11 protein-coding genes are annotated in these 13,118 nt (G+C 74.1%); 7 read left to right on the top strand and 4 right to left on the bottom strand.

Translation table 11 applies throughout. The annotated features are described in order from the left end of the window. Positions 1–87 precede the first annotated feature (87 nt). The 3 genes from MTO91_RS15565 (at position 88) to MTO91_RS15555 (ending at position 3,856) form a co-directional block, all read left to right on the top strand. Entirely contained in the window at positions 88–1,113 is a 1,026-nt protein-coding gene (locus MTO91_RS15565) for a LacI family DNA-binding transcriptional regulator (RefSeq protein WP_476651651.1), read from the top strand. Continuing rightward, positions 1,114–2,388, top strand: a complete 1,275-nt coding sequence (locus MTO91_RS15560) for a DUF4032 domain-containing protein (RefSeq protein WP_405416776.1) — start codon at positions 1,114–1,116, stop codon at positions 2,386–2,388. A 61-nt stretch (positions 2,389–2,449) separates the two neighbouring features. Beyond that, on the top strand, positions 2,450–3,856 hold the full coding sequence (locus MTO91_RS15555; protein WP_476651649.1) for an NAD-dependent malic enzyme: 1,407 nt from the start codon (positions 2,450–2,452) through the stop codon (positions 3,854–3,856). A 5-nt stretch (positions 3,857–3,861) separates the two neighbouring features. Here MTO91_RS15555 and MTO91_RS15550 read toward each other — a convergent pair whose 3' ends face one another. After that, positions 3,862–4,572 carry a hypothetical protein gene (locus MTO91_RS15550; RefSeq protein ID WP_476651648.1) on the bottom strand — a complete coding sequence of 237 codons (711 nt, stop codon included), beginning with the start codon at positions 4,570–4,572 and terminating at the stop codon, positions 3,862–3,864. A gap of 325 nt (positions 4,573–4,897) precedes the next feature. Between MTO91_RS15550 and pdxT the strand changes: the two genes are divergently transcribed. After that, positions 4,898–5,524: a pyridoxal 5'-phosphate synthase glutaminase subunit PdxT gene (gene pdxT, locus MTO91_RS15545; RefSeq protein ID WP_073574646.1), complete on the top strand. Its 627-nt coding sequence runs from the start codon at positions 4,898–4,900 to the stop codon at positions 5,522–5,524. Between the two features lie 86 nt (positions 5,525–5,610). Next, positions 5,611–6,102, top strand: coding sequence for a hypothetical protein (locus MTO91_RS15540; RefSeq protein ID WP_157818205.1), 492 nt, complete (start codon positions 5,611–5,613; stop codon positions 6,100–6,102). Here the strand turns inward: MTO91_RS15540 and MTO91_RS15535 are convergent. Both MTO91_RS15535 and MTO91_RS15530 read right to left on the bottom strand, forming a co-directional pair. Next, entirely contained in the window at positions 6,045–8,240 is a 2,196-nt protein-coding gene (locus MTO91_RS15535; RefSeq protein WP_405416779.1) for a heavy metal translocating P-type ATPase, read from the bottom strand. The genes MTO91_RS15540 and MTO91_RS15535 overlap by 58 nt on opposite strands. Before the next feature lie 40 nt (positions 8,241–8,280). Next, entirely contained in the window at positions 8,281–8,559 is a 279-nt protein-coding gene (locus MTO91_RS15530) for a DUF1490 family protein (RefSeq protein WP_224402295.1), read from the bottom strand. Between the two features lie 285 nt (positions 8,560–8,844). Here MTO91_RS15530 and MTO91_RS15525 point away from each other — a divergent pair, with 285 nt between their 5' ends. Both MTO91_RS15525 and polA read left to right on the top strand, forming a co-directional pair. Further along, positions 8,845–9,594: a YebC/PmpR family DNA-binding transcriptional regulator gene (locus MTO91_RS15525; RefSeq protein WP_208823674.1), complete on the top strand. Its 750-nt coding sequence runs from the start codon at positions 8,845–8,847 to the stop codon at positions 9,592–9,594. 89 nt (positions 9,595–9,683) lie between these two features. Next, entirely contained in the window at positions 9,684–12,479 is a 2,796-nt protein-coding gene (polA, locus tag MTO91_RS15520; protein WP_476651646.1) for a DNA polymerase I, read from the top strand. Positions 12,480–12,507: 28 nt separating this feature from the next. Here the strand turns inward: polA and MTO91_RS15515 are convergent, their stop codons facing one another. Next, a complete protein-coding gene (locus tag MTO91_RS15515; protein WP_405416782.1) occupies positions 12,508–13,089 on the bottom strand; it encodes a hypothetical protein in 582 nt (193 codons plus the stop codon). Positions 13,090–13,118 lie beyond the last annotated feature (29 nt).

Genomic DNA, 13,118 nt, shown 5'->3' with positions numbered 1-13,118 from the left:
ATCCTTACTGATCCACAGGCGATGGTCCAGCGCAGTCGGATAACATCCGCTCTTGCAATCGCTTCCAGCTTTGGGCATACATGTGTCGTGCCCGAACCGGTCAACCTGGCCGACGTGGCCCGGCTGGCCAAGGTCTCACCGGCCACCGCGTCACGCGCGCTCAGCGATCACCCCCACGTCGCCGAGGCCACCCGCGCCCGCGTGTGGGAGGCCGCGCGCGCCCTGGAGTACGTCGTGAGCCCGGACGCCTCCGGGCTCGCGCGGGGCACGACGGGGCGGATCGCCGTCGTCGTCCCGCACCTGTCGCGGTGGTGGTTCGGGGCGGCGCTGGAGGGGCTGTCCGAGGTGGTGCGCGAGGCCGGGCGCGACGTGCTGCTCTACCACCTGGGCGACGCCGCGGCCCGGCGCGCGTTCTTCGCCGAGCTGCCCGCCCGCCGGCGTGCCGACGCCGTCGTGCTGCTGGGGTTCGGCGTCGACGACGCCGAGCGCGCCCGGCTGGAGCGGATCGGCGTCGGCATCGTGTCGGCGGGGACCCGGATCGGCAACCACCCCTCGGTGTCGATCGACGAGTACGTCGCCGGTCGCCAGGCCGTCGACCACCTGCTCCACCTCGGACACCGGAGGATCGGGATGATCGTCACCACCGACCCGGAACTCGACCCGGGCCAGCCCGAGGGGCGTGCCGCCGCCTACCGGACGGCGCTCTCCGACGCCGGCGTGGAACACGACCCCGCCCTGACGGTGAGCGTGCCCTGGAGCCCGGAGGGCGGGGCGCGGGCGATGGGGGAGCTGCTCGGGCTGTCCGACCCGCCGACGGCGGTCTACGCCCACACCGACGAGGTCGCCCTCGGCGCCGTCGGCACGCTGCGCCGGGCCGGGCTCGCGGTGCCCGGCGACGTGTCGGTCATCGGTATCGACGACCACCCGCTGGCCGCGCTGACCGATCTGTCCACCGTGGCCCAGCCGGCGGCCGAGCAGGGTGCCGTCGCGGCCCGGATGGCGCTGGCGACGCTGGCCGGCGAGCCGGTCGAACCGGTCGCGACCCTGCCGACCCGGCTGGTCATCCGCGGCTCCACCGCCCCACCGGCCCGCGGCGTGCGGGGGGTGTCCTGAATGGACGCGCCGCCGGAGCTGGTGCTGCGGGCCCCCGGCCCCGAGCTGATCGCGCTGCCCTGGAACGAGCCGCTGGAACGGTGGGACGAGATGCGGGTCCCGCTGCGCGACATGGAGGTCGGCCCCAGCCGGCACCTCGTCCGTTTCGTCGAGGCCGACGGTGCACTGTGGGCGCTCAAGGACATGCCGGAGCGGATCGCCCGTCGCGAGTACGACGTGCTGCGGCGCCTCGAGCACCAGTGCCTGCCCGCGGTCCGCCCGGCCGGGCTGGTGAACCAGCCGGCGCACGAGACCGCGATCCTGGTGACCCGCTACCTCGCCGGGTCCTGGCAGTACCGCAGGCTGTTCCTGCGGCTGCCCCCGAACCGGCCGCGGCACCGCGCCCGGCTGTTCGACGCGATGATCTCGCTGCTGGTCGAGCTGCACCGGCACGGCGTGTTCTGGGGGGACTGCTCGCTCAACAACACCCTGTTCACCCGCGACGGGCAGACCCTGCAGGCCTTCCTCGTCGACGCCGAGACCAGCGAGGTGCACCCGGACGGCCTGTCCGACGGTCAGCGCGAGCACGACGTGACGATCCTGGTCGAGAACGTCGCCGCCGGGATGATCGACCTCGCGACCTCGCTGGAGCGCCCGCCGGAGATGATCCCGCAGCTCATCGACGAGGCGACCGCCCTGCCCGAGCGCTACCGGGAGCTGTGGGAGGCGCTGCACACCTCGCCGGTCTTCGCCTTCGGCGACCGCTACCGCGTCGAGGGCGCCATCCGCGAGCTCAACGACCTGGGCTTCGCCGTCGACGAGGTGTCCCTGCTCCCGATCGGCGACGGCCGGTCGCGGCTGCACATCGCCGTCGGCGACCGCAACTACCACTCCGAGACGCTGCGCAGGCTGACCGGTGTCGGCGTGGGGGAGGGCCAGGCCCGGATCCTGCTCGGCGACCTCAACGCCCACCGCGACTGGATGCAGCGGCGCACCGGTCACCCGGTGTCGGAGCGCGCGGCCGCCCGCAGCTGGATCGACCACTGCCTCGAGCCCGGATCGGCCCGCGCGCACACCGCGCTCGGCGGTGCCGGCGATCCGGTGCAGGCGTACTGCGACCTGCTGGAGGTGCGCTGGCTGTTGTCCGAACGGGCCGGCGCCGACGTCGGCAACGAGACCGCGCTGGCCGCCCTCGGGGGGCACGCCCCGACCGACTCGGCGGCCAAGATGGCCGTCGCCGACGCCCCCACCGGGCCGCTGCCGCGGATCCCCGCGGACGACGCCGACGAGCGGTGACGCGCGTCATCACATCGTTGACGCCACGGTAACCACACTCCCGGCGGTACTGTTCCGGGCCGTGTCCATTCCCGGTCCCGGTTACGCCATCACCGCACGCGTCGACGCCCCCGCCCACCCCACCTCGGCCGGTGACCTCACCGCCGCCGTCGGCCAGGTCGGTGGCGTCGTGACCGCCTTCGACGTCGTCGAGGCGCGCACCGAGAGTCTCGTCGTCGACATCTCGGTCAACGCCCGCAACACCGAGCACGTCGAGGAGATCAAGACGGCCATCGAGCAGCTCGAGGGCTTCTCGGTCCGCAAGGTCTCGGACCGGACCTTCCTGCTCCACCTCGGCGGCAAGATCGAGGTGCGGTCCAAGGTGAACCTCCGCACCCGTGACGACCTGTCGCGCGCCTACACCCCGGGCGTCGCGCGGGTGTCGATGGCGATCGCGGAGAACCCGTCCGACGCCCGGCGCCTGACGATCAAGCGCAACACCGTCGCCGTCGTCACCGACGGGTCCGCGGTGCTCGGCCTGGGCAACATCGGCGCCGCCGCGGCGATGCCGGTCATGGAGGGCAAGGCGGCGCTGTTCAAGCAGTTCGCCAACGTGGACGCCTGGCCGGTCTGCCTCGACACCCAGGACACCGAGGAGATCATCCGCACCGTCCAGCTGATCGCCCCCGGCTACGGCGGCATCAACCTGGAGGACATCGCCGCGCCGCGCTGCTTCGAGATCGAGCGCCGGCTGCGCGAGCTGCTCGACATCCCGGTCTTCCACGACGACCAGCACGGCACCGCCGTCGTCGTCCTCGGCGCCCTGCGCAACGCGCTGCGCGTGGTCGGCAAGAAGTTCTCCGACATCCGCGTCGTCGTCTGCGGGGTCGGCGCGGCCGGCTCGGCGATCATCCGGCTGCTCGGCTCGGAGCAGACCGCCGACGTGGTCGCGGTCGACGTGGACGGCATCGTCCACACCGGACGCGAGGGGATGGACGACAACCTCGTCTCGATCGCCGCGCAGACCAACAAGGACGGCAAGCAGGGCACCCTGGCCGACGCGCTCGTCGGGGCCGACGTCTTCATCGGGGTCAGCGCGCCGAACCTGTTCGGCGAGGACGAGCTGCGGACCATGAACGACGACTCGATCGTGTTCGCACTGGCCAACCCGGACCCCGAGGTCGACCCGACGCTGGCGATGAAGCACGCCGCCGTCGTCGCGACCGGCCGGTCGGACTACCCGAACCAGATCAACAACGTGCTCGCGTTCCCCGGTGTGTTTCGCGGGCTGCTCGACGCCCAGGCGCACGACATCACCGACGAGATGATGCTCGCCGCGGCCGAGGCGATCGCCGACGTCGTCGCCGAGCCGAACCCGTCGTTCATCGTGCCGAGCGTGTTCGACACGAGCGTGGCCCCGGCCGTCGCCGAGGCGCTGCGCGGTGCCGCCGCGAAGCAGGCGAAGCGCGGCGAGGTCGAGGCGGGCTGACCGGCTCACCGGGGGACGACCACCCCGGGCGGCGCGGGCACGGGGACGTGCTCGGCGGGGGAGGCCGCCGCGGCGACGAGTACGGCCAGCGCCGCCGTCGTCCCGAGCGCGAACCGGCGGGGTCGCGGCACGCGCACCGGGCGCGCCGGGGCGTCCGGCACGGGCACGGCCGTCACGAACGCGGCCGCGGCGTCGTCGAGGCCCCGGCCCTCGGCGGCGGCGGCACGGACCGCGCCCGCCGTTGCGACCGGGAGCGGCAGCTCGACGGTGGTCGCGACCGGGATCGGCAGCCGGTGCACCCCGATCCGGTAGGTCCGCGCCAGCCCGCTGCGCTCCGGGTCGCCCAGCGCGGGCCCGCAGAACAGCACCAGCGGTGCCCCGGCGCCGGCCCGCCAGCCGTGCTCGCCCTCGACGACGAGACCCCACAGCGCGACGCAGCCCAGCACGGTGCCGGGACCGAACCCGACGCCGCCGACCCGGGCCGGGTCGCGGACCGCGTGCACACCGCAGGTGCAGGCCGGGTCCGGTGCCTCGTGTCCGCGCAGCTCGCAGTGCGCGGCGAGGGCGCCGCCGGGCGGCCACTCGGTGGCCACGTGCACCGGGGACCGCAGCCGCGGCGCGGTGGGCGGGCCCGCGACACGCCAGCACCGCCAGCCGACGACGACGCCCGCGACGTCCGGTGCGGTGCCGTCCGACGGTGTCAGCGCGGGGCACACACCGGTTCACCGGCCCGGTCGGGGACCCGCCGTGGCATGCCGTCCGGGACCGGCGCGGCCGGTGTCGCCACCCCATCGGTCGGCGGGTGCGCCGGCGCCCGGTCCGGGTCGCCCGGCGCAGCCAGGGGTTCGGCCCGGAAGACCCGCACCGTCGCTCCGATGTCCATGACGCCCCACCCCCGTGTGCCCGGGCGGGGCCGTGCCCGGCACCGCGCGAAGGCCCAGGATCCGTCCTGCACCCCGGGGCGCGGCACCGCCGTACGGTGCCGCGGCTCACCCCCGGACGGGCGGTTACCGCAGGTCGCACGGGTCTAGGCTGGCGTGCATGGCGGTGAGGATCGGTGTGCTGGCCCTGCAGGGCAACGTCCGCGAGCACGTGGCGGCGCTGACCGCGGCGGGCGCCGAGGCCGTGCCGGTCCGCCGTGCGTCCGAGCTGGCCGCGGTGGACGGCATCGTCCTGCCCGGCGGCGAGTCGACGACCATGTCCAAGCTGCTCGACACCTTCGAGCTGCTGGAGCCGCTGCGGGCCCGGCTCCGCGACGGGCTGCCCGCCTACGGATCGTGCGCAGGCATGATCCTGCTGGCCGAGGAGATCCTCGACGGCCGCCCCGACCAGCACCAGCTCGGCGGGCTCGACGTCGTCGTGCGGCGCAACGCCTTCGGCCGCCAGGTCGACTCGTTCGAGACCGATCTGGACTTCACCGGGCTCATCGGTGGTCCGGTGCACGCGGTCTTCATCCGCGCCCCGTGGGTGGAGAAGACCGGCGGCGACGTCGAGGTGCTCGCCTCCGTCCCGGACGTCACGAGCGCCGGTGCCGACGCCGGTGAGGCGGCCGGGCGCGCGGTCGCGATCCGGCAGGGCCCAGTGCTCGCCACGTCGTTCCACCCCGAGCTGACCGGGGACCGGCGGGTGCACGCGCTGTTCGTCGACATGGTGCGCGCCGCAGGCTGACCCCCCACGGGGGTGGGGGATACCCCAGGTCCACCGGGGGGAGCGCCGTGTGGGCCGGCCGGCCCGGCGCGGGGACCCTGGAGAGCATGACCACCACCGTCGTGCCCAGCGGGTCGCGCCCCGTCCTGCCCTCCGCGGTGGACCTCAGCGTGGCGCTGTGGCTCGGCGCCATCCTGGCCGGGCTCGCCGAGTCCCTGGTCCGGCTGGCCGCACCGGTGCCGCCCACGACCGGGGAGCTGGCCGTCCGCGCCGGGATTTACCTGGTCCTGGGCGTGGTCGTGCTGCAGCTGCGCTCCGGGCACGGCGTGTACCGGTGGACCGTCCTCGGCGTGCTCGGTGTGCTCGGGACGGCCTCACTGGTCGTCGAACCGGTGCGTGCCCTCGCCGACGGGGGCTCGGTCGGGCTGTTCCTGGTGTCCGCGACCGCGCCCGAGCTCGTCGCGGCGGCGCTGCGCGGGCTGCACGTGGCCGAGGTGGTCGGCGCCGTCGTGCTGCTGTTCCACCCCGCCGCACGGGCCTTCTACCGGACGACCTCACCCTCGACGACGGTCGTCGCCACGCCTGCGGGGATCCGGTAGCGGATCAGCCGGGAGCTGTTCGCGACGACCGCGACGCTGGAGGCGTTGTGCAGGATCGCCGCGACCACCGGTGACATCGCCCCGCCGGCGGAGACCAGCAGCCCGGCCGCGTTCACCGCGATCGACATGCCGTAGTTCTGCCGGATCAGGGTGATCGAGCGCCGCCCCAGGTCACGCAGGTCGAGCAGCGCGTGGAGGTCGTCGGCGGCGAGGGCGACGTCCGCGGTCTCGACCGCCACGTCGGTCCCGGCCACGCCCATCGCGATCCCGATGTCGGCCAGCGCCAGCGCGGGGGCGTCGTTCGTGCCGTCGCCGATCATCGCGACGGTGTGGCCCTGCGCCTGCAGCGCCCGGACCACGTCCTGCTTCTGCTCGGGCATGACCTCGGCGCGGTACTCGGTGATGCCGAGCTCCTCGGCGACGGCCTTCGCGGTCTGCGGGTGGTCGCCGGTGAGCATGACGATCCGGGTGACGCCGTCGGCGCGCAGCCGCTCCAGCACGTCGCGGGCCTCGGTCCGCACGGTGTCGCGCAGCGAGACCAGGCCGACCAGCGCGCCGTCGACGGCGAGCAGCAGGGGGGTCTCCGAGGCCTTCTGCAGTCGCCGCACCCAGTCCGCCGCCTTGCGCGGGACCGTGACGCCCTGGGCGCGGAGCAGGTCGCGTGAGCCGATGAGCAGTACCCGGCCGTCGGCCTGGACCCGCATGCCCTGGCCGAGCAGGACCTCGCACTCCTCGTGCGGCGGGATCTCGATCCGCCGCTCCTCGGTGGAGCGGATGACCGCCTGTGCCAGCGGGTGCCGGGAGTGGATCTCCGACGACGCGGCGTAGGCCAGGACCTGCTCGGGCGCCCAGTCGTCGTGGAAGGAGATGACGTTGGTGACGACCGGGCGGCCCTGGGTGAGCGTGCCGGTCTTGTCGAACACCACCGCGTCGACCCGGCCGGCCGCCTCGAGGTGCGCGCCGCCCTTGATGAGGATGCCGCGCCGCGCGCCGTTGCCGATCGCCGCGGAGATCGCCGTCGGGGTGGACAGGCCGACCGCGCACGGGCAGGCGATGAGCAGCATCGTCATCGCGCGCCGCACGTCGCGGGTGACGACCAGGGTCAGCGCCGAGAGCAGGAACGAGGCCGGCACGAACCGGCGGGAGAAGTTCTCGCCGACGGTCTGGATCGGGGCGCGGTCGCCCTGGGCCTGCTCGACCCGGTCGATGATCCGCCCGATCGCGGTGTCCTGCCCGACGGCGGTGGCGCGCACGACGATCCGGCCGCGCAGCAGCACCGACCCGGCGTGCAGGACGGCCCCGGGGGCGACCGAGACGGGCAGCTGCTCGCCGGTGATCGCGGCCTGGTCGACCACGCCTTCGCCGGCGACGACCTCGCCGTCGACCGGGAGCACGATCCGCTCGTGCACCACGACCTCGTCGCCCACCGACAGGTCGGCGATGTCGATCTCGATCTCGGTGCCGTCGGCCAGCCGGGTCCAGGTGCGGGTGGTGGCGCCGGTCAGGAGCTCGGAGATCGCGCGCCGGGAGCGGCGCAGCGTGAGGTCCTGCAGGTACTCGCCGATGTTGAGCAGCCACAGCACGGTCAGCGCGACGACGTTCTCGCGCAGCACGAGGCTGGCGACGGTCGCCGCGGACACCAGCGCGTCGGTACCCGCGCCCTTCCCGCCGGCCAGCGAGCGGAGCGCGCCGCGCAGGAACGGGTAGCCGGTGAAGATCGTTACGCCGGTGGCGACGGTGCGGCTGGCCGGCCCGAGCAGCGGCGGGCGGCGCAGCGCGTAACGGCGGAAGCCGAGCGCGGCGAGCGCGACCCCGCCGACGACCAGCCGGGCCAGCTCCCCGTTGTGCTGGTCGGCCGAGCGAGGGGTGCGGGCCGCGGTGGCCTCCGGCTCGGCGCCGAGGCCCTTGCCGATGGCCTCGACGAGTTCGACCCGGTCGCAGCCCGGGCGGTACCAGACGACGACGTTGCCGGTGCGCGGGTAGGCGTGCACCTGCCGCACCCCGCCGACGTGGTCCAGCTCGTCCTCGACGGCCACGGCCAGCGCGGTCCGCCCGCGCAGGGCCGGGACGGCGAAGCGGATGCGGCCCGCGGCGTCGCTGAGGACGGTGGCGTCCGGGCCGGCGGTGTCGGTGCTCACGGTCTCGCTCGTCTCGCTCGTCGTGCCCGGAGGACCGGGATCAGTGCTCGTGGCCGTGCCCGTGGCCGTTGCCCGGGGCGGGGGCCTCCTCGCCGATGCGGCCGCGGGCCTCGGCGACGATGTCGGCGGTCGCCAGCCGGGCCTTCTCGGCGCCGGTCTCGGCGGCTCGTGCGCCCTTGAGGCCCCAGGTCGTCATCGAGACGGCGGCCTCGCGGACGGCGCCGGAGCGCGCGACCTTCTTGACGCCGTCGTAGGCGACCGCGCCGGCCAGCCCGCTCACGACGAGCCCGACGGCCTTGCCTGCCACTGCTCCGAACACGTGCGCTCCTCTCGCGACCGGCGCCCGGTGCAGGTGCCGATAACGGTTGTCAGAGTAGTCCGCGCCGGTTCCCGGCGGGACGTGGTGGCGAAGCATAGTCGATCATGCATGTGTCGGTGACGGGGGGTGCGCGCGGGCCCGGCCCGGCGCGGAGCCGCGTCGTCGGTAGCATTGACGGGTTCCCGCAGGTCGACCCGACCGCAGCTCGCGCTGCGGGGCGTCGGACCTGCCCCTCACCGCGCGTCGCGTGCGCGGTGCGAGCACGAGAGGTGGGCAGACGAGCCGATGAGCGGTCACTCCAAGTGGGCGACGACCAAGCACAAGAAGGCCGTGATCGACGCCCGCCGCGGCAAGATGTTCGCCAAGCTGATCAAGAACATCGAGGTCGCGGCCCGGACCGGCGGCGGTGACCCCGACGGCAACCCGACGCTCTACGACGCCATCCAGAAGGCGAAGAAGAGCTCGGTCCCGAACGACAACATCGACCGTGCGGTCAAGCGTGGTTCGGGTGCCGACGCCGGCGGCGCCGACTACCAGACGATCACCTATGAGGGCTACGGCCCGAACGGGGTCGCGGTGCTGGTCGAGTGCCTGTCCGACAACCGGAACCGGGCGGCGACCGAGGTCCGGACGGCCATGACCCGCAACGGCGGCACCATGGCCGACCCGGGGTCGGTGGCGTACCTGTTCCAGCGCAAGGGCGTCGTGGTGCTGCCGAAGGCCGAGCTGTCCGAGGACGATGTGCTGATGGCCGTCCTCGACGCCGGTGCCGAGGAGGTGAACGACCTCGGCGAGAGCTGGGAGGTCGTCTCCGAGCCGACCGACGTCGTCGCGGTGCGGACCGCGCTCCAGCAGAACGACATCGACTACGACTCCGCGGAGGCGGTCTTCGTGCCGTCGATGCAGGTCGAGCTGGACGCCGACGGTGCGAAGAAGGTCTTCAAGCTGATCGAGGCGCTCGAGGACTCCGACGAGGTCCAGAACGTCTACGCCAACTTCGACGTCTCCGACGAGGTCATGGCCGAGGTCGGCTGAGGTCGCCCCGGCAGGTCCGTACGCGGCCGCGTCCCCACCCGGGGCGCGGCCGCGTTCACTGTCGGGGGTCGGTTCTAGACTCGCCGCCGATGAGCACAGCGACGCAGGGCACCCAGAAGTCGGCCTCGGCGAAGAAGAAGGCACCGGCCAAGCCGCGCCTGTTGCTGCTCGACGGCCACTCCCTGGCCTACCGGGCGTTCTTCGCGCTGCCCGCGGAGAACTTCCGCACCGGTACCGGGCAGACCACGAACGCGGTCTACGGCTTCACCTCGATGCTGATCAACCTGCTGCGCGACGAGGAGCCGACCCACCTCGCGGTCGCCTTCGACGTGTCGCGCACGACGTTCCGCTCCGAGCGCTACGCCGAGTACAAGGCGAACCGCTCGTCGACGCCGGACGACTTCCGCGGCCAGATCGACCTCATCAAGGAGGTCCTGGCCGCGCTGAACATCCCGGTGTTCGCCGTCGAGGGGTTCGAGGCCGACGACCTCATCGCCACCCTCGCCACCCAGGCCGAGGAGCGCGGCTACCAGGTGCTCATCACCACCGGCGACCGCGACGCGTTCCAGCTGGTCACCGACGACGTCACCGTCCTGTACCCCAAGCGCGGCGTGTCCGACCTCGGCCGGATCGACCCGGCCGAGGTCGACAAGCGCTACGGGCTCACCCCGACCCAGTACCCGGACTTCGCGGCGCTGCGCGGCGACCCCTCGGACAACCTGCCCTCCATCCCCGGGGTGGGGGAGAAGACCGCGGCCAAGTGGGTCCGGGAGTTCGGCTCGCTCGCCGAGCTCACCGACCGGGTCGACGAGGTCAAGGGCAAGGCCGGGGACAACCTGCGGGCCAACCTGGCGAACGTGCTGCTCAACCGCCAGCTCACCGAGCTGGTGCGCGACGTCGACCTCGGCGCCGCCCCCGAGGAGCTCGAGCTGCGCCCGTGGGACCGCGACGCGGTGCACCGCCTGTTCGACGAGCTGGAGTTCCGGGTGCTGCGCGAGCGCCTGTTCTCCACCCTGTCCTCCGCCGAGCCCGAGGCCGAGTCCGGCTTCGAGGTCTCCGGCGAGGTCGTCGCACCCGGCGCGGTGCGGGCCTGGCTCGACGCCCACGCCCGCGACGGGCGTCGGGTCGCGGTGAGCTTCGCCGGGGTCACCGGCCCGATCGCCGGGCGCGACCTCGACGGGATCGCGCTCGCCACGGGGGAGCCGACCGTCGAGCAGCGGGCCGCCGGCGCCACCGCCGGTGTCCCGGCCGCCGGCTACCTCGCGCTGACCGGCCTCACCCCGGACGACGAGGCGGCCCTGGGCGACTGGCTCGCCGACGCGTCCGTGCCGAAGGCCGCGCACGACGTGAAGGCGGTGCTGCACGCGCTGCGAGCGCGGGGCTGGACCCTGGGCGGGCTGACCAGCGACACCGCGCTCGCCGCGTACCTCGCCAAGCCCGGGCAGCGGACGTTCGACCTGGCCGATCTCGCGCTGCGCTACCTGCGCCGCGAGCTGCGCACCGAGGAGCCCGCCGACGGGCAGCTGTCGCTGCTCGGCGGTGAGGAGGAGGCCGACACCCGGGCCGCGGAGCAGGAGATGCTCGCGGCCTCGGCGATCGCCGAGCTCGCCGACGCCCTCGACGCCGACCTCGCCGAGCGGGGTGGCAGCGAGCTGCTGGCCGACCTGGAGCTGCCGCTGGCGTTCGTGCTGGCCGACTGCGAGGCGGCCGGGATCGCCGTCGACGGCGAGACCCTGTCCGACCTGGAGTCGGACTTCGGCGCCCAGGTCCGCGAGGCCGCGCGGCAGGCCTACGAGGTGATCGGCAAGGAGATCAACCTCGGCTCGCCCAAGCAGCTGCAGGTCGTGCTGTTCGACGAGCTGGAGATGCCCAAGACCAAGCGCACCAAGACCGGATACACCACCGACGCGGACGCGCTGGCGAGCCTCTACGAGCAGACCGAGCACCCGTTCCTGCAGTTCCTGCTGCAGCACCGGGACGCGACCCGGCTCAAGGTGACCGTCGACGGGCTCATGAAGTCCGTCGCCGAGGACGGCCGGATCCACACCACCTACTCGCAGACGATCGCCGCGACCGGCCGGCTGTCCTCGACCGACCCGAACCTGCAGAACGTGCCGATCCGCACCGCCGCCGGGCGCCGGATCCGGGACGCGTTCGTCGTCGGGTCCGGCCCCGACGGCGCGCCGTACGCGGAGCTGCTCACCGCGGACTACAGCCAGATCGAGATGCGGATCATGGCCCACCTGTCCGAGGACGCCGCGCTGATCGAGGCCTTCCGCTCACAGCACGACTTCCACGCCGAGACCGCCGCCCGGGTCTTCGGCGTCGCGGCGACCGAGGTGTCGCCCGAGCAGCGCGCCAAGATCAAGGCGATGAACTACGGCCTGGCCTACGGGCTGTCGGCCTACGGCCTGTCCGGGCAGCTGCGGATCTCCACCGAGGAGGCGAAGGGGCTGATGGACGACTACTTCGCCGGGTTCGGCGGGGTGCGCGACTACCTCGCGGGAGTCGTCGACCAGGCCCGCAAGGACGGCTACACCGCCACCATCCTGGGAAGGCGGCGCTACCTGCCCGACCTGACCAGCGACAACCGGCAGCGCCGGGAGATGGCCGAGCGGATGGCGCTCAACGCCCCGATCCAGGGCAGCGCGGCGGACATCATCAAGGTCGCGATGCTCGGGGTCTACCGGGCGCTGCAGGCCGAGGGGTTGCGCAGCCGGATGCTGCTGCAGGTGCACGACGAGCTCGTCCTCGAGGTCGCCGACGGCGAGCGCGAGACCCTGGAGGCGCTCGTGCGCCGGGAGATGGCGGCCGCGGCCGACCTGTCGGTGCCGCTGGAGGTGTCGGTCGGCTCCGGCCGCAGCTGGGACGCCGCGGCGCACTGATCCGAGCCCCGGCCCCCAGGGGGCGGGGTCAGCCGGCGACCGTTCCCGGTGCGGGGGCGGCGCCGTACCCGGCTCCGGAGTGGTGGCGCAGGTGTCCGGGCGCGAGGACCCGGGCGGCGCGGCCCAGCTCGGCGACGAGCTGCTCCACCGCGACGTCCTGCCGGCGGGCCGCGGCGTGCAGGATCGCGCAGATCCGTCCGTCCGGGTCCGTCCGGGCCGTGGCGCCGGTCGGGGCGTCGCCGGGGGTGGCGGCGCGGAGGGTGTCGCGCTCGTGGCGCAGCACCGCGGCCAGGTCGCGTCCGGCGGCGGCGAGGACGTCGGCGTCGTCGGTGTGGATCACGACGACCGCGTCGGCGTCGCCCGCCGCGGCGACCGCGCGTTCCGCGGAACGCGACCACGCCCACAGCGCACGGCGCCCGGCCAGCGACGCGGGCAGCTCCAGCCCGCCGGACTCGGCGTCGGCCAGGGCGACCAGGAGCCCGCCGATCCGGCCGGCCCGGCGCGCCCAGGTCGCCCGGTCCCCGGGCAGCCCCCGGTGGACGACGACGCCCGCCTGCGCCGGCGCGGCCGCTGGCTCGTCGGGGCGGCGGGGGTGCGGGACCAGGGGCATCGGCGTCACCTCCTCCGGGGCCGACGCCG

It is taken from the genome of Pseudonocardia sp. 2-7, assembly GCF_056341085.1.
This window is presented reverse-complemented; position numbering and strand designations above follow the sequence as displayed.

Coding starts and splice junctions, on each gene's coding strand:
- MTO91_RS15525 (WP_208823674.1), top strand. CDS start 8,845: ATGAGCGGTCACTCCAAGTGGGCGACGACCAAGCACAAGAAGGCCGTG.
- MTO91_RS15540 (WP_157818205.1), top strand. CDS start 5,611: ATGACCACCACCGTCGTGCCCAGCGGGTCGCGCCCCGTCCTGCCCTCC.
- MTO91_RS15515 (WP_405416782.1), bottom strand. CDS start 13,089: ATGCCCCTGGTCCCGCACCCCCGCCGCCCCGACGAGCCAGCGGCCGCG.
- MTO91_RS15560 (WP_405416776.1), top strand. CDS start 1,114: ATGGACGCGCCGCCGGAGCTGGTGCTGCGGGCCCCCGGCCCCGAGCTG.
- polA (WP_476651646.1), top strand. CDS start 9,684: ATGAGCACAGCGACGCAGGGCACCCAGAAGTCGGCCTCGGCGAAGAAG.
- pdxT (WP_073574646.1), top strand. CDS start 4,898: ATGGCGGTGAGGATCGGTGTGCTGGCCCTGCAGGGCAACGTCCGCGAG.